At 68.7% G+C, this 14,848-nt stretch carries 17 protein-coding genes; 4 read left to right on the plus strand and 13 right to left on the minus strand.

What is annotated here, in order from left to right:
- Positions 1-404: 404 nt before the first annotated feature.
- Complete coding sequence (locus E3T19_RS08790) at positions 405-1,718, minus strand: ATP-dependent RecD-like DNA helicase (RefSeq protein WP_240632306.1); 1,314 nt, start codon at positions 1,716-1,718, stop codon at positions 405-407.
- 215 nt (positions 1,719-1,933) lie between these two features.
- Here E3T19_RS08790 and E3T19_RS08795 point away from each other — a divergent pair, with 215 nt between their 5' ends.
- The gene (locus E3T19_RS08795) at positions 1,934-3,004 is read left to right on the plus strand and encodes a hypothetical protein (RefSeq protein ID WP_088457737.1); all 1,071 of its coding nucleotides are present in this window, start codon (positions 1,934-1,936) and stop codon (positions 3,002-3,004) included.
- A gap of 32 nt (positions 3,005-3,036) precedes the next feature.
- Here the strand turns inward: E3T19_RS08795 and E3T19_RS08800 are convergent, their stop codons facing one another.
- The 11 genes from E3T19_RS08800 to E3T19_RS08850 all read right to left on the minus strand — a co-directional run bounded on the left by E3T19_RS08800 (position 3,037) and on the right by E3T19_RS08850 (position 11,402).
- Entirely contained in the window at positions 3,037-5,013 is a 1,977-nt protein-coding gene (locus E3T19_RS08800) for a cytochrome c oxidase assembly protein (RefSeq protein WP_174776708.1), read from the minus strand.
- A 139-nt stretch (positions 5,014-5,152) separates the two neighbouring features.
- Positions 5,153-5,440, minus strand: coding sequence for an HU family DNA-binding protein (locus E3T19_RS08805; RefSeq protein WP_066598601.1), 288 nt, complete (start codon positions 5,438-5,440; stop codon positions 5,153-5,155).
- 313 nt (positions 5,441-5,753) lie between these two features.
- Positions 5,754-6,059 carry a 30S ribosomal protein S14 gene (gene rpsN, locus E3T19_RS08810; RefSeq protein WP_035835254.1) on the minus strand — a complete coding sequence of 102 codons (306 nt, stop codon included), beginning with the start codon at positions 6,057-6,059 and terminating at the stop codon, positions 5,754-5,756.
- Between the two features lie 2 nt (positions 6,060-6,061).
- Positions 6,062-6,229: a 50S ribosomal protein L33 gene (rpmG, locus tag E3T19_RS08815; RefSeq protein ID WP_066598602.1), complete on the minus strand. Its 168-nt coding sequence runs from the start codon at positions 6,227-6,229 to the stop codon at positions 6,062-6,064.
- Positions 6,229-6,465: a 50S ribosomal protein L28 gene (gene rpmB / locus E3T19_RS08820; protein ID WP_066598603.1), complete on the minus strand. Its 237-nt coding sequence runs from the start codon at positions 6,463-6,465 to the stop codon at positions 6,229-6,231. Before rpmB ends, rpmG begins: the two co-directional genes overlap by 1 nt.
- 176 nt (positions 6,466-6,641) lie before the next feature.
- On the minus strand, positions 6,642-7,052 hold the full coding sequence (locus E3T19_RS08825) for a Fur family transcriptional regulator (protein WP_134408628.1): 411 nt from the start codon (positions 7,050-7,052) through the stop codon (positions 6,642-6,644).
- On the minus strand, positions 7,046-7,882 hold the full coding sequence (locus E3T19_RS08830) for a metal ABC transporter permease (protein ID WP_134408629.1): 837 nt from the start codon (positions 7,880-7,882) through the stop codon (positions 7,046-7,048). The genes E3T19_RS08825 and E3T19_RS08830 overlap by 7 nt, the downstream gene beginning before the upstream one ends.
- The gene (locus E3T19_RS08835; protein WP_088457740.1) at positions 7,882-8,778 is read right to left on the minus strand and encodes a metal ABC transporter permease; all 897 of its coding nucleotides are present in this window, start codon (positions 8,776-8,778) and stop codon (positions 7,882-7,884) included. The genes E3T19_RS08830 and E3T19_RS08835 overlap by 1 nt, the downstream gene beginning before the upstream one ends.
- Positions 8,779-9,570, minus strand: coding sequence for a metal ABC transporter ATP-binding protein (locus E3T19_RS08840; protein ID WP_240632307.1), 792 nt, complete (start codon positions 9,568-9,570; stop codon positions 8,779-8,781). It abuts the gene before it with no gap.
- Positions 9,571-9,577: 7 nt separating this feature from the next.
- Positions 9,578-10,621: a metal ABC transporter substrate-binding protein gene (locus E3T19_RS08845; protein WP_241980094.1), complete on the minus strand. Its 1,044-nt coding sequence runs from the start codon at positions 10,619-10,621 to the stop codon at positions 9,578-9,580.
- A 61-nt stretch (positions 10,622-10,682) separates the two neighbouring features.
- Positions 10,683-11,402, minus strand: coding sequence for an AAA family ATPase (locus E3T19_RS08850; RefSeq protein WP_134408631.1), 720 nt, complete (start codon positions 11,400-11,402; stop codon positions 10,683-10,685).
- A gap of 222 nt (positions 11,403-11,624) precedes the next feature.
- On the opposite strand from E3T19_RS08850, the gene E3T19_RS08855 reads away from it, so the two are divergent.
- From E3T19_RS08855 to E3T19_RS08865, 3 genes are read left to right on the plus strand one after another with little or no spacing between them, the layout of a single operon-like run.
- Positions 11,625-12,278, plus strand: coding sequence for a GNAT family N-acetyltransferase (locus E3T19_RS08855; protein WP_241980095.1), 654 nt, complete (start codon positions 11,625-11,627; stop codon positions 12,276-12,278).
- 9 nt (positions 12,279-12,287) lie between these two features.
- Complete coding sequence (locus E3T19_RS08860; protein ID WP_134408632.1) at positions 12,288-13,061, plus strand: tyrosine-protein phosphatase; 774 nt, start codon at positions 12,288-12,290, stop codon at positions 13,059-13,061.
- A 6-nt stretch (positions 13,062-13,067) separates the two neighbouring features.
- Positions 13,068-13,853: a putative protein N(5)-glutamine methyltransferase gene (locus E3T19_RS08865; RefSeq protein WP_134408633.1), complete on the plus strand. Its 786-nt coding sequence runs from the start codon at positions 13,068-13,070 to the stop codon at positions 13,851-13,853.
- A gap of 40 nt (positions 13,854-13,893) precedes the next feature.
- Here the strand turns inward: E3T19_RS08865 and E3T19_RS08870 are convergent.
- Positions 13,894-14,848 (minus strand): dihydrolipoamide acetyltransferase family protein (locus tag E3T19_RS08870; protein WP_134408634.1); only part of this gene is annotated, 955 nt, incomplete at its 5' end.

A 14,848-nucleotide genomic window follows, 5' to 3' on the forward strand; every position in this document is an offset into this window, starting at 1 on the left:
CATTCCGTGACCCCACCGGCCAACCCCTCGACGTCGGCCGCGAAGAACGCCTCTTCACCCCCGCACAACGCATCGCCCTAGCCGCCCGAGACGGCGGCTGCCGATGGGGCGACTGCGACAAACCACCCACCCTCACCGAAGCCCACCACATCCAACACTGGGCCCGTGACCACGGCAGCACCGACCTCCGGCTCGGCATCCTGCTCTGCAACCCCCACCACCGACTACTACACACCCGAGGCTGGCAAATCCTCGAACACCAGGACCAATACTGGCTACGACCACCGGCAACCATCGACCCCGGCCAAACACTCATCGAAATGCCCAGCAAGAACCCAGCCACGCAGTGAGCACCCGTGGCCTTCATATGGTTGGGCCGAATCGATGGGTTGTCCGGGAGGGGGTCAGGCGCCCTCGACGGCGGGGGTGACGCGCAGGCCCTCCATGAAACGGAGCACGTTCTCGTCGACGATGATGTCGCTCGGGCGCAACGGCCGGGTGAGGTAGAGGCCGTTCAGGCTGGTCAGCCGGCTCAGCGCCACATAGGTCTGGCCGGGGCTGAACACCCGGGTGCCGAGGTCGACGATCGCCCGCTCGTAGGTGGCGCCCTGCGACTTGTGGATCGTGACCGCCCAGGCCAACCGCAGCGGGAACTGGGTGAACTCGGCCACGACATCCTTGCTGAGCTTCTTCGTCGCCGCGTTGTAGGTGTACTTGAACTTCTCCCACACCGTGGGCTCCACCTCGTGGGTGGTGCCGTCGATGTCGACGTACACGGTGGAGTCGACCCGTGTCACGGTGCCGATGGTGCCGTTCACCCAGCGCGGACCCCCGTCGAGCGGGTTGTCGTTGCGGAGGAACATCACCTGGGCACCGACCTTGAGTTCGAGAACCTCGTCGGCCGGGTAGGTGCGTCCACCGAAGTCGCCGGTGACCTCGGCTTTGGCCGAGAGGGACTTGCCGGACAGCCGCTTGAGCGCGGCAGCGTTGATGCGATTGACCGCGTCATTGCGGGTGGCCAGCGTGATGACTCCCTCGCTCGGCGGGGTGCGGGCACCCGCACCGTTGAGTGCCCCACCGATCTCGGGCGTCACCTGGCCATAGCGCACCGCATTGAGCATCGTCTTGAAGCCGGCGTCGTGCTGGCGGTGGATCTCGGTGAGTTCGAAGATCTTCAGCTCGGCGCTCTGCCACACCTTCGCGTCGAAGAACCACATCGAGCGGTAGGTGTCGGCGAAGTAGGCACGTTCCTCGGGGTCCCCCGGCACCGGAGCGAGCTGGTACGGGTCGCCGAAGAGCACGATCTGCACGCCGCCGAAGGTATCGTGCGGGCGTTGCCTGGCCTGACGGAGGCTGCGGTCGATGGCGTCCATCAGGTCGGCGTTGACCATGGAGACCTCGTCGATGACCACGGTGTCGATCGTGTTGAGCAGCTTGCGCAGTTGATCGTTCTGGTCGATCGCGTGATCGGCGATGACGCCGATCGGCAGCCGGAACAACGAGTGCAGGGTCTGACCGCCCACGTTCAGGGCGGCGACGCCGGTCGGCGCCGCGATGACGATCTGCTTACTGGTATTCCAGGAGAGGTGGTTGAGCAGCGTGGACTTACCGGTTCCGGCCCGACCGGTGACGAAGACGTTCTGCTTGGTGCCCTCAATGGCGGCAAACACCTCGGCCTGCTCGCGCGAAAGCGGAATTTCGGGGGGAAGCGCGGTCACAGGGAACTTTCGGTGGGATGCGGGGCGATGCGGCGCGAAGGCACGAGGAGCATCGCGTTTCCCTTCCACTGTAACCGTCCGGCCGGGCCCACAACCCGCGCCCCGGCATGCCGGTGGATAACTCACCGAGCTCGGCCCGGTGCACCGGTCAGCCCGGCCCGCATCAGGCGGCGCAGCCGCACCGAGCTTGGAGGTGGTCCCCGTAGGATGTGGAGGTGAGCTACGGGGTCGGTAACGGGGAGCGGCGGGCGCGCTATCTGCGTGCCACGCTTGCGGTCTGCGTTATCTGCGCCCTGCTCGGCGCCGCCCTGGTCGCCACCATCGGCGCTCTCAACCGCGATCTGTACAGCGCCGGCGGGTTCGTGCGGCAGTACCTCGACGCGCTGGCCACGCACAACACCGACACCGCGCTGGCACTTCCCGGCGCCGAACCGACGGATGCCGACCTCGAAGCGGCCGGTCTCCCCCAAGACCTGCCGCGCACTCTGCTACGTCCGTCGGTGCTGGGCTCGATCACCGACATCGAATTCGTCAGCGACACGGCCAGCTCCGCGGACAGCGAGGTGGGCCAGAAGAGCCAGCACACCGTGGTGTTCGACTTCCGCCTGGACGGCACCGAGACCTCGATGGAGTTCACCGTGGAACGCCTCGGCACCGTTGCCGGCCTGTTCAGCACCTGGGGCTTCGCCGCGAGTCCCCTGGCGGTGCTGCAGGTGACGGTGCTGCACGAGGCCGACTTCTCGGTGAATGGACTCACCCTCGATACCCGAGCCCATGCCGCGGCCGACGCACCGATCACGTTCTCGAACCGGGGTGCGTACTTGGCCTTCGCTCCTGCGGTCTACGACATCTCCCACGATTCGACGTTGCTGACCGCGCCCGTGCAGAGTGTGCCCGTCGTGGCCTCCGGTGCCGCCGACGTCACGGTGGACGCGGCGCCCAACACGACCTTCACCGGCCAGGTGCAGACCAAGCTCAATGAGTTCCTCGACGAGTGCGCCACCCAGCAGGTGCTGCAACCGTCGAACTGCCCCTTCGGCATCGAGATCGACAACAGGGTCAAGTCCGCCCCGGCATGGTCGATCGCGCAGTACCCGGAGGTCGTACTCACCGCCGGCGAGACGGCCTTCGACATGCCCAGCACCGGTGGCCAGGCTCACATCGTGGTCGACGTGCAGTCCCTGTACGACGGCGATCTGAGCACCCGCGATGAGGATGTCCCGTTCTCGGTGGCCCTCTCCGTCACGATCCAGCCCGACGGCGCCCTGGCCATCCAGCTGCGCTAGCGGCGGGTGCCGGCTCCGGGCCCGGTCCGGCGCTATCTGTCGTGCGCTGCCAGGCGTGCGAGGCGGTCGTTGTAGTCGTTGAGCTCGGCCTCGCCGGTGCGGTCGGCGTTGCGGTCCCGGCGCTTGGTTTCCTTGTCGTCGCTGCGACCCCACTGGATGGCCACGATGATGGCCAACGCGATGGTGGGGATCTCGCCGACGCTCCAGGCGATCCCCCCGCCGGCCTGCTGGTCGGCCAGGGCGTTCAGCCCCCAGTCGCGGCCCATGGCGCCGTACCAGTCCGCGAGGAGCAGGCCGGTGCCGGTCATCAGGGCCAGGCCGAAGAAGGCGTGGAACGCCATGGTGCCCAGCAGCAGCAGCAGCCTGAACGTGTACGGCAGGCGGAACGGCACCGGGTCGATGCCGATCAGTGACTGCACGAACAGGTACCCGGTGATCAGGAAGTGCACGATCATCCACTGGTGGCCGATGTGGTCTGTCGTCGCCCAGCTGAACAGCGACGTGTAGTAGAACACCCACAGCGACCCGGCGAAGAGCACCGCGGCCACGATCGGGTTCGAGATGATGCCGGCGAAGCGCGAGTGCACGGCCAGCAGGATCCACTCACGGGGGCCCCGGCTGCCGTCGCGGCGCATCCGGATGGCGCGGGCCGCCAGGGTGACCGGAGCGCCGGGAACCAGCAGCACCGGCACCAGCATCGTCAGGGCCATGTGCGCGAGCATGTGGGTGGAGAAGAGGTACTTCTCGTACACGTTCACGCCGCCGTTGGTGATGTAGAACAGGGTGACCATGCCCAGCGTCCAGAAAATGGTGCGGTGCAGCGGCCAGCTGTCGCCGCGGCGGCGCAGCCGCCGCACCCCGGCGAGGTAGAAGAAGATGCCGAACGCGCAGAACAGCACCCAGGCGAGATCGAAGTTCCACTCGGTGAAGTACCTGGCGAAGGTGAGCTCGGGCGGCAGGGGCTCGCCGGTGAGGATCTGCGCCGGGGTGGCGGTGGGGATCGCCGTGGTGACCACCTGGGCGACCGGGGTGGCCGTTCGGGCGAGGGCAGCGGCCACGCCGCTGGCCAGGCCCATGAACGCGATCTCGCCCACCACGAGCCACCAGAAGAAGGTGTCGGTGCGCCCGGCACCGGTGCGCATCCGACCGATCAGGTACCGGCGCTGCAGCACGCCGAAGCCGCCGAGCACGAGCAGCAGCGCCACCTTGGCGAGCACCAGGACGCCGTAGCCGGTGAGCAACCGGTCCCAGCTGCCCACGCGCAGCTCGGCGCTGACGTAGCCGGAGGCGGCGACGACCACGAAGCTGACCAGCGCGAGGGTGGAATACCGGCCGACGACCTCACGCAGGCGCGTGGACGACAGCCGCTTGTGCAGCAGGATGATGGTGAGAATTCCGCCCAGCCATACGGCTGCGAAGACCAGGTGCAGGCCCAGCGCCGTGATGGCCGCGTCATGGCCCTCTGCGCCGGCGGAGTGGCCCTGCTGGGCCATCGGCAGCAGCGCGAGCAGGGCGAGCACGGTGACGAAGACCAGCGCGGTCTGGTTGCGCACGGCGAAGCAGAGCACGGTGACGGCGGCGGCGATCAGGGTCGTGGACAGCCAGGCCTGACCGAGCTCGATCTGGCTGAAGAACTGACCGACCGTGGCGCTGAAGGTGTCGTTGAAGCTGATCGTCGCGTTGGTGACCTGGAGGAAGGTGAGGAAGCCGGTGACAGCCGACGCGATGGTGAGGAACGCGGCGGAGCCGGCGGCCAGGTCGATGGCGGTGCCGTACTCCCGTTCCTTCGGGCTCAGGGCGAAACAGGTCAGGACCAGGGCGCCGATGGTGCCGGCCGCGCCGAGGTTGACGAGCAGCTTGGCCACCGGAAGGCCCCATCGCACCACAGCGCCGGGATCGGCGAGCAGCTGGGCCTCGGCACCGCCGCCGTAGACCAGGCCCGCCACCGTCGCCACAATCGCGGCCAACAGCAGGGCTGCCGGCCCGATGATTCGCACATAACGGGGCACCACTCCAGCTTAACCGGCGGGGGAAGCCGAACCCGCCGTGGCCGGCCACCGCGTAGCCGGGCGCCTTCGGGCGCCGCCGGTTAACGAGCGGTGGGCGCCGACCGAAGTCGACGCCCACCGGCACTACAAAAGCTGAAACCTACTTGGCGGCAGCCTTGAGCTTGCTACCAGCGGTCAGCTTGACGCGGTGGCCGGCAGCAATGGCGATTTCTTCGCCGGTCTGCGGGTTGCGGCCCGTGCGAGCGGCGGTTGCGGTGCGCTCGACGCCGAGCCATCCCGGGATGGTGACCTTGCCGTCGTTCGCAACGGTGTCGGCGAGGGTTGCAAAGAAAGCGTTCAGAACGCCGTCGACAGCAGCCTGGCTCTGGCCAGAATCTGCGGCAACCTTGGCAACGAGCTCGGTCTTGTTCAGCGACTTGTCAGCCATTGAGTGTCCTCCTCGGACCTTCGTCTGTAAAAAAACAGGTATTCACGTGAAGCGGGCGACGTTGAGACAACGCCTCCGTTGGTCGGTTCGACCGCGTTGAATCTAGCATTGATCCGCGAGATTCCGCGGATTTACGGCGTTTCGGGACGCTTTGCCCGGCGGATTGGGGTGTGTTTGTGCTGTGCGCGAACTGTGCACCCCCGTACGGGGACGACGGTGCCGTCCGCGCAGACACAGAACAGGGGATGACCGACCGAAGTCGGGCATCCCCTGTTGATACTGCGCTGTTCGCGGTTACGCGATCAGTAGCTGGTTACCAGCTGGACTTGGTGATGCCGGGCAGCTCGCCGCGGTGCGCCATGTCGCGGAAACGTACGCGCGAGATGCCGAACTTGGAGAGGTGGCCACGGGGACGTCCGTCAACCGCGTCGCGGTTGCGCAGGCGAACCGGCGAGGCGTTGCGGGGCAGCTTCTGGAGGCCCTTGCGAGCCTCTTCACGGGACTCGTCGGTGCCGGCCGGGTCGACAAGAGCCTTCTTCAGCTCGAGGCGCTTCGCGGCGTAACGCTCAACGATGACCTTGCGCTGGTTGTTCTTGGCAATCATGCTCTTCTTCGCCATTTTTAGCGCTCCTCACGGAAGTCAACGTGCTTGCGCACTACGGGGTCGTACTTCTTGAGTACGAGACGGTCGGGGTTGTTGCGACGGTTCTTCTTGGTCACGTAGGTGTAACCGGTTCCTGCCGTCGAACGCAGCTTGATGATCGGACGTACGTCCTGAGCCTTAGCCATTAGATTTTCTCCCCACGTGCGAGCAGGTCCTTGACGACCGACTCAATGCCGCGAGCATCAATAACCTTGATGCCCTTTGCCGAGAGGGTCAACGTGACGTTGCGGCGAAGCGACGGCACGAAGTACTTCTTGGTCTGCACATTCGGGTCGAAACGACGCTTGGTGCGCCGGTGCGAGTGCGAAATGTTGTGCCCAAAGCCGGGAACGGCTCCGGTCACCTGGCAGGTTGCTGCCATGGTTTTCCTCCAATACCGAAGGGCGAATGCCCTTCCCAAGATCTCTTGTCGGCCGGTTCGCGTTGGATTCCACCCTGAAGCGGCCTGCCGAAAGGTGAGTTTCAGCGGCTGATTCGGTGGGAGGAAAAGTCACGAACAAGCAATGCACGCACAGATATGCGCAGCAGCTACCCAGCCTACGGGGTGGGGCGTTCCGATGCAAGCGCAGTGCACGCCGCGCACAGGCCGAAGATGTCGATCACGTGGGCGGCTTCGGTGAAACCGTGCTTGGCCGCCTCCTCGGTGGCCCAGTTCTCGATGGCGTCCACCTCGATCTCCACGGTGAGTCCGCAGTTGCGGCAGATCAGGTGGTGGTGGTGATCCGTGGTGCTGCACGCCCGGTACAGGCTCTCGCCGTCGGGCGACTGCAGCGAATCGGCGTCGCCCTCCAGCGCCAGGTCGGCGAGCGCACGGTAGACCGTGGCCAGGCCGATCGGGGAACCGCTGGTGTGCAGGGCCGAGTGCAGGCCCTGGGCGCTGACGAACCCCTCGACGCGGCCGAGCTCGGTCCGCACGGCCTCTCGCTGCCAGGTGTTTCGCTTCATGATTTCAACCGTAGCCCGGCGCGGACGGGAGTGGGAACGCCTCCGACGCGCGCACGCAGTGAGCGTGCCCCCAGTGCGAGAAGGAAGCAGGCGGCGGCGGTGAGCGCGATGGCGGGCCCCGCCGCCACATCGAGAATGCGGGACAGTAACACGCCGACAACCCCGGATCCGGCGCCGATGAGAGGCGCGAGCAGGACGATGCCCGGCGCGGTCCGCATCAGCAGTCGGGCGGCCGCGGCGGGGGCGGCGATCAGGGCGATGGCGAGGATGGCGCCCACCGCGGGCATCGCCGTCACGACAGTGGCGGCGATGAGCACCAGCGTGAGAAGTTCAATCGGCCACTCCCGGTACCCGGCCGCCCGGAAGCCGGTGCGGTCGAAGGTGGAGAACAGGATCTCCTTGCCGAAGAGAATGGCCGCGAGCACCGCCGCGGTCAGAACCGAGGCGGCAAGAAGCACGTCGCCGTCGGTGACGGTGAGGATGGAGCCGACCAGGTAGGACTCCACGTGCACGGGCAACGACGGGTTGAGCGCCTGAAGCAGCACACCGAGCGCGAACCCTGCGGTCAGCATGATGCCCGACGCCACCTGGCTGCCCTGGCGGCGCACCCGGCCGAGGAGGGTCATCACCGCCACGATCACGGCGCTGGCAACGGCGGCGCCCAGCGGGATGCTCACTCCCAGCAACGCCGCCGCGACGGCGCCGGGAAACGTGGCATGGGTGAGCGCCTGGGCGAAGAAGGTGCGCCGGCGCAGCAGCACCAGGGTGCCGACCAGGCCGCTCAGCGCGCCGATGACGGCTGCGGCCAGCAGGGCCTTCTCGAAGTAACCCATCAGGCGGTCACCGGTTCCGGATCGACGGCCGGCTGGGCGGGGCGGCGCATCCGGTCAACCGCGAGGCGGCAAAGGAGCACCAGCAGGTAGCCGGCCACGAGTACCAGCACCACGGTGGCGCCGCTGGGCAGGTCGATGCCGGCCGAGACGGAGGCTTCGAAGCCGAGCGTCAAGCCCAGCCAGGCGCACAGGGCGGCGAAGCCGGCCGCGAGAGGGAAGAGAGCCCACAGCCGCACCGTGACCAGCCGGGCGACGGCGCCGGGCACGATGAGTACGGCCAGGACGAGCAGATTGCCGACGGCGCTCGATGCGGCGACCACCACGAGGGCGATGGCGACGTTCAGCACCAGGTCGAGCAGCAGCGGCCGGTAGCCGGCCGCGGCGAACGCGGTGCGGTCGAACGCCCGGAACACCTGCTGCTTGAGGGTGAGGCCCACCAGGAGCAGGGCGATCGCGCAGATGACCAGCGTCTGGGTCACCTCGGCGGCCGTGACCGTGAGCAGCCGGCCGAAGAGCAGCTGTTCGAGCTGGCCGGCATAGTTGGTCTGCCGGGAGACCACCAGGATGCCGATGCTGAACATGGCCGTGAAGACGATCGCGATCGCCGCATCCCCCGACACGGCGCGCCGGGTGATCACGGTGAGCACGACCGCGGCCAGGATGGCGGCGATCATGGCGCCGACGAAGAGTCCCTCGCGGCCGCCCCAGACGAAGCCGATGGCGATGCCCGGGAAGACCGAGTGGGTGAGGCCGTCACTGATGAATTCGAGGCTGCGCAGGTTGACGAGCACGCCGACGATGCCGGCGACCAGGCTGAGGGCGAGCAGCACCACCAGCGCCCGCGCCATGAATGGCAGGGCGAACGCGGTGAAGAGGGGTCCGAGCAGGTCGGCCATTCAGTGGCCTTCGTGGCCGGGAACGACGAGCGTGTGCTGGTCCATCTCGACGCCGACCTCGTGGAAGGTGCGCTGCACGTTGTCGAGGGTCAGCACACTCTCGCGTGGTCCGAAGGCGACCTGGTTGCCGTTGAGCAGCAGCACTCGCTCGCAGACCGCGCGGGCCAGTTCGAGGTCGTGGGTGGACACGAGCACGGCGACGCCCTCGGCCTTGAGCCGTTCGACGGTGCCGACGAGGGCCTCCCGGTTGGACTGGTCGAGCCCGTTGAAGGGTTCGTCGAGCAGAAGCAGCCGGGGGCCGGCCGCCACGGCGCGGGCGAGCAGGCCGCGCTGCTGTTGGCCGCCGGAAAGTTCGCCGAACCGGGTTGTGGCGAGGTGGTCGAGGCCGACAGTCTCCAGCGCCGCGGCCACGGCCTTGCGGTCCTTCCTGCCGGGCAGGCGCAGCCAGCCGAGCTCGCGGTAGCGGCCCATCATGACAACCTGTTCGAGACTGACCGGGAACTCGGGGTCGAGCTCGTCGGTCTGCGGCACGTAGCCGACGGTGCCGGCCGGGGCGGTGGCGTGGCCGAGCACCTCGACGGTGCCCTCGGTGCGGTGGATCAGGCCCAGGATGCCCTTGAGCAGGGTGGACTTGCCCGAGCCGTTCGGCCCGATCAGCGCGACGGCCTCACCGGGATGCAGATCGAAGTCGATGCCGGTCAGAGCCGGGGTCTGGGCGTAGGCGAACGAGGCCCCGGAGACGCGGAGGGCAAGCGGTGCGGGCATCCGCTGCTGAGAAGGGTTCTCGTTCACTGTTCAACTATTGCAGGTCGGCGGGTACGGCGCTGGGCGTCACACCCCAGGACTCGAGGATGAGGCGCACATTGTGCAGCTGGCTGGCGATGTAGGTGGCGCCGGCGCTGTCGGCCGGGCCCAGCGAATCGCCGTAGAGGGCGTCGTCGCCGGAGTACACCGCGACGCCGGCCTCTGCGGCGATGGTGTCGGCCGCCTTCGGGTTGATGGACGCCTCCGAGAAGACGGCCTTGACCCCGGTGGTCTTGACGGCGGCCACGAGGGCGTCGATCTCGGCGGCGCTCGGCTCGGCGTTGTCGTCGAAGCTGGGGATGACGCTGCCGACATAGGTGATGCCGTAGGCGGCGGTGAAGTAGCCGAACGCGTCGTGGTTGCTCACCAGTAGGCGCTCGCTGGACGGGACGGCGTCGACGTTCTCGCGGATCCAGCCATCCAGCTCGGCGAGCTGGGCGCTGTAGACGGCCTCGTTGGCCTCAAAGTCGGTGGCGTGGCTGGTGCTGGCACCGGCCAGGCCATCGGCGATGGTGGCGACCATGGCCTCGGCATTTTTCACGTCGGTCCAGATGTGCGGGTTGCCGCCGGCGTGGTCGTGCTCGGCCTCATCTTCGTGGCCGGCCTCCTCCTCCTGCGCAGCCTCATCCTCGTGAGCGGCCTCCTCCTCGTGGCCGGCCTCGACACCCTGAATGGTGATGCCCTCATCGGAGTCGATGGTGACCCCGTCGAAGCCGGAAGCCTCGATGGCGTCGTCGAGCCACTCTTCGAGCCCGACGCCGTTGATCACGAGCACATCCGCCGCGCCCAGGGCGGTGAGGTCGGCGACCGACGGGTCGTAGCTGTGCGCGCTCTGGTTGGGCTGGATCAGCTGGGTGATCGTGACGCCGTCGGCGTCGCCGACGATGTTGCGGGTGAGGTCGGCGATCTGGGTGGTCGTGGCGACGACCTTGAGGTCACCGTCCGATCCCGCGGCGTTGGTGGCGGTCGTCGAGCATCCGGCCAGCACGAGGGCGGCGGAGGCGGCCAGGGCGGGGAGGAGGAGTCTGGGGGTCTTCACGATCGAAACGCTACGCCTATTGATAATGATTGTCAAAACCATTAGAGCCGATGGTGGCGGGTCAGAGGTGCCGCAGGTACCGCTCCGGGGCGTCGAGGAAGCCGGCCCAGTTGGTGACCAGGTCGAGATCGCGCCAAGCCATCTCGCGCAGCCCCCACTCGCCCACCTCGAGGATCCGGGCACCGGGCAGCGCGGCGAGCAACGGCGAGTGCGTCGACATGATCACCTGCGAACCGCCCGCGGCCAGCAGCTCCTTGAGGTGGCCGAGCAGCGCCAGGCAGCCCGAGAACGAGAGCGCGGATTCCGGCTCGTCGAGCACCCACAGGCCCCGGCCGCGGAACTTGTCGATGGCCAGCTCGAGGAACGATTCCCCGTGCGAGATCTCGTGGAAGCGCGGCTCAGGCCCGCTGCCCGGGTTCTCCTCCAGGTAGGTGAAGAAGCCGTGCATGGTCTCGGCGCGCAGAAAGTAGCCGCGGCGGGTGCTGCCGCCGCTGCGCACCAGGCGCAGGTGGTCGTGGAGCGAGGATTCGCTGGGCCGGGTGGAGTTGCGTGCGCCGGTGGAGCCACCCTCCGGGGAGAGACCCCAGGCCAGGGCGATGGCCTCCACGAGCGTGGACTTACCGGCGCCGTTCTCTCCGACGAAGACCGTGGCCGGCCCCAGGTCGATTCCGGTCTTGAGTAGCTGGGCCACCGGCGGCAGGGTGGCTGGCCAGGCGTTCCTGGGCAGCGGATGCTGCGGGTCTTCCTCGATCCGACGCAAAGGTGTGCTCTCGAAGGCCATGCCCCATCCTCCCCCGCCGGCCGCGATTCGCGCATCCGGTTCGCCGCCGTGCGGCGGCCCCGACTTGCGGCAAACACCCCCGTCAGCGGTGTCGAAGGGGGATAGTGCGGCAACTCGGCGCTGCGCCCGACGGTGACATCGGGCACACTCCCGCTTCAGAGCCCGCACAGGGGGATAGTGCGGCAAGTCGCGGTGGCGACGCCCGCCGTCTACTCTGTTGCCATGAGAGCACGCGCCGGAAAGGGCACCGTCCCGCCCGCCGGGAGCCTGCCCCCACGCACTCGCCTCGGTCGGACCAGTCAGGCCAGCCGTGACAGGTCGGTGCCGCCCGCCCCGGTGGCGATGCTGCGCCCGTGGCGGCTCGACGACGCGGCCAGTCTGCAGACCGCCTTCACCGTGAGCGGCGACCTGGCCGCCCAGGTCGGTGCGATCGAGCTGTCGACGGTCGCGCGCTGCGAGAGTTTCATCACCGAGAACCTCGCCCCCGCGACGGTCTCGCGGCAGAACTTCGCGATCAGCCTCGACGGCGTCGCGGTGGGCAACGTTGGTGTGGGCAGCATGGAACACCGGCACGGAACCGGCTGGGTCTACTACTGGGTTTCGGCCGAGGCCAGGGGCCAGGGCCTGGCGACGCTCGCCCTCGCCTCGATCGCCGACTGGGCCTTCACCGAGCAGGGCCTGCACAGGCTGGAGCTCGGACACCGCACCAACAATCCGGCCTCCTGCCGGGTCGCCACCACAGCGGGTTTCGCGGCCGAAGGCATCGAGCGGCAGAAACTGAAGTACGGCACCGAGCGCTTCGATGTGGAGACCCACGCCCGGCTCCGCACCGATCCGCGTCCCCCGGTCCGCCTCCTGTCCACCGTCACCTTCTAGGCCGAGTCGATGGACGAGCCGTCGTCAACACCGCCGTCAGCACCGGCACCTGCCCGCGCGGCCGACCGGCTCCTGGCGGTGGCTGGGTTGGCGAACGCCCGCGACCTGGGCGGCATCCCGTACCGCACCGGCGGTACGACCGCGGCGGGCGTGTTCTTCAGGTCGGAGAACCTGGACCAGACCACCCGCGCCGGCTGGGATCAGCTCTACGCGGCGGGCATCCGTACCGTCGTCGATCTGCGCCAACCCGGCGAGCGCGCCCAAGACAGCCAACCGCGACCGGACTGGCTCACCACGGTGCCCATCGACCTCGACGGGCTGGAGAACACCGCATTCTGGGCGGACTACTGGCACAACGGCCTGGTCGGCACCGCGCTGTACTACCTGCCGCACCTGGCCGCGATGCCGGAACGGTCGGGGGCCGCGCTGGCGGCGCTGGCCCGGGCGGCACCGGGCGGCGTGCTCTTCCACTGCGCGGCGGGCCCGGACCGCACCGGGCAGATCGCCCTCCTGCTGCTCACCATCGCCGGCGCCGAGCCCGAGGCCATCGTGGACGACTACCTGGAGACCGTGCGCCGCGGCGACCAACGGGCCGTCGCATCCGGTCGGGCACACGAGGAGGCCGAAAGCGAGGCGCTCTGCCGATCCTTCGGCACCACAACGGAGGGCGCCTTTCGCACGGCCCTGGCAGGCCTCGACCTGCCAGCAGTGCTCGCCGCGGCGGGCATCACCGACACCGAGCTGGCCACCCTGCGCAGCTGGCGACAGAGCCGCACGGTCTGAGCCGCGATGTCGCCGCGCCGAGCCGCCCCGCTTGAAGTGATCGAACGCCTGCGCGCGGCCGGCTGCGTCTTCGCCGAAGACGAGGCCCGGTTGCTGACGGCGGCCGCCGGAACACCGGCCGAACTGGAGCAGCTGCTCGGCCTGCGCGAATCCGGTCTGCCGCTCGAACAGGTGCTCGGCTGGGTGGAGTTCTGCGGGCTGCGGATCATCGTCCGGCCGGGCGTTTTCGTGCCGCGTCGACGCACCGGCCTGCTGGTGCGGCGGGCGGCCCGGCTCCTCCGGCCCGGCTCTGTGGCGGTCGACATGTGCTGCGGCACAGGAGCCGTGGGGGCCGCACTGCTCGCTGGCGAGCCGGGGCTGACGCTTTACGCCGTCGACATCGACCCGGCGGCGACGATCTGTGCCCGGGAGAACATCGAGCCGCTGGGCGGTATCGCCCTCACCGGCGACCTGTTTTCCCCAGTGCCGCGCACCCTGCTCGGCCGGGTCGACGTCATTGTGGCCAACGCCCCTTACGTGCCCACGGATTCGATAACTCGGATGCCGCCCGAGGCTCGGCTGCACGAGGCCAGGGTCGCTCTCGACGGCGGCCACGACGGCCTCGACGTTCAGCGCCGGCTCGTGGCGGCGGCCCCGGAGTGGCTGTCCCCCGGGGGCCGGCTGCTCGTGGAGACCAGCGCCGGGCAGGCGCCGGAGACCCTGGCGGTCTTCGCCCGGCACGGGCTCAGCCCGCACATCACACACTCCCGGGCGCTGGATGCCACCGTCGTGATCGGTATCCGTTCGGCGTGATCGGAGTCCGTCGCCGGCCCCAGCGATCTCGCCAGGTGAACTACTCCAGGAGCAGCGCCGGCTCCTCGATGATGCTGGCCACGTCGGCCAGGAACCGGCTGGCCACGTCGCCGTCGACCACCCGGTGATCGAAGCTCGCGCCGATGGTGGTGACGAAGCGCGGGCGCACCTCGCCGTCGACGACCCAGGGCTTCAGCTTGATCGTGCCCAGCGCCACGATGCCGGCCTCGCCGGAGTTGAGGATCGGGGTGCCGGTGTCCATGCCGAAGACGCCGATGTTGGTGATCGTGATGGTGCCGTTGGCCATCTCGGCCGGGCTGGTCTTCCCGTCCCTGGCCGTGAGGGTGAGCTTCTCGAGGGCGCCGGCCAGCTCGAGCAGGCTCATGTCCTGGGCTTCCTTGATGTTGGGCACGATCAGTCCACGCGGGGTGGCCGCGGCGATGCCGAGGTTGACGTAGTGCTTGATCACGATCTCCTCGTCGGTGAAGACCGAGTTGACGGTGGGGTTGCGCCGCACGGCCCAGATCATGGCCTTGGCCATGATCAGCAGCGGCGACACCTTGACGCCGGCGAAATCGGTGGAGACCTTGAGCCGCTTGACGAACTCCATGGTGCGGGTGGCGTCCACGTCCACGAACAGGCTCACGTGCGGGGCGGTGAAGGCGCTGCGCACCATGGTCTGCGCGATCACCTTGCGCACGCCCTTCACGGGGATGTGCTCCTCGCGGTCGGTCGGCCACTCCGGCGTCTGGATGTTGCGGAACACGCTGGCCTGGGTGGCCTCGCGCAGCACGTCCTCGCGGGTGACGTCGCCGAACCGGCCGGTGGGCTCCACCTGGCTGAGGTCGACGCCGAGGTCCTTGGCCAGCTTGCGGATCGGCGGCTTGGTGATCACCGGGCCGGCGGGGCGTGCGGGGGCGCCGGCCGGCTTGGCGGATACGGCGGGCGCGGGCGCCGGTCGAGCCGGCGGCGTGGCACGAGCCGGTCCCGTCGCG

The organism is Cryobacterium sp. TMT4-31 (genome assembly GCF_004403385.1).
Lineage (GTDB): Bacteria > Actinomycetota > Actinomycetes > Actinomycetales > Microbacteriaceae > Cryobacterium > Cryobacterium zongtaii.

Bases quoted from the DNA above. Each gene is read 5' to 3' on its own strand.
- rpmB (WP_066598603.1), bottom strand. From the start codon at position 6,465: ATGGCAGCAACCTGCCAGGTGACCGGAGCCGTTCCCGGCTTTGGGCAC.
- E3T19_RS08860 (WP_134408632.1), top strand. From the start codon at position 12,288: ATGGACGAGCCGTCGTCAACACCGCCGTCAGCACCGGCACCTGCCCGC.
- rpmG (WP_066598602.1), bottom strand. From the start codon at position 6,229: ATGGCTAAGGCTCAGGACGTACGTCCGATCATCAAGCTGCGTTCGACG.
- E3T19_RS08835 (WP_088457740.1), bottom strand. From the start codon at position 8,778: ATGGCCGACCTGCTCGGACCCCTCTTCACCGCGTTCGCCCTGCCATTC.
- E3T19_RS08830 (WP_134408629.1), bottom strand. From the start codon at position 7,882: ATGGGTTACTTCGAGAAGGCCCTGCTGGCCGCAGCCGTCATCGGCGCG.
- E3T19_RS08855 (WP_241980095.1), top strand. From the start codon at position 11,625: ATGAGAGCACGCGCCGGAAAGGGCACCGTCCCGCCCGCCGGGAGCCTG.
- E3T19_RS08865 (WP_134408633.1), top strand. From the start codon at position 13,068: ATGTCGCCGCGCCGAGCCGCCCCGCTTGAAGTGATCGAACGCCTGCGC.
- E3T19_RS08850 (WP_134408631.1), bottom strand. From the start codon at position 11,402: ATGGCCTTCGAGAGCACACCTTTGCGTCGGATCGAGGAAGACCCGCAG.
- rpsN (WP_035835254.1), bottom strand. From the start codon at position 6,059: ATGGCGAAGAAGAGCATGATTGCCAAGAACAACCAGCGCAAGGTCATC.
- E3T19_RS08805 (WP_066598601.1), bottom strand. From the start codon at position 5,440: ATGGCTGACAAGTCGCTGAACAAGACCGAGCTCGTTGCCAAGGTTGCC.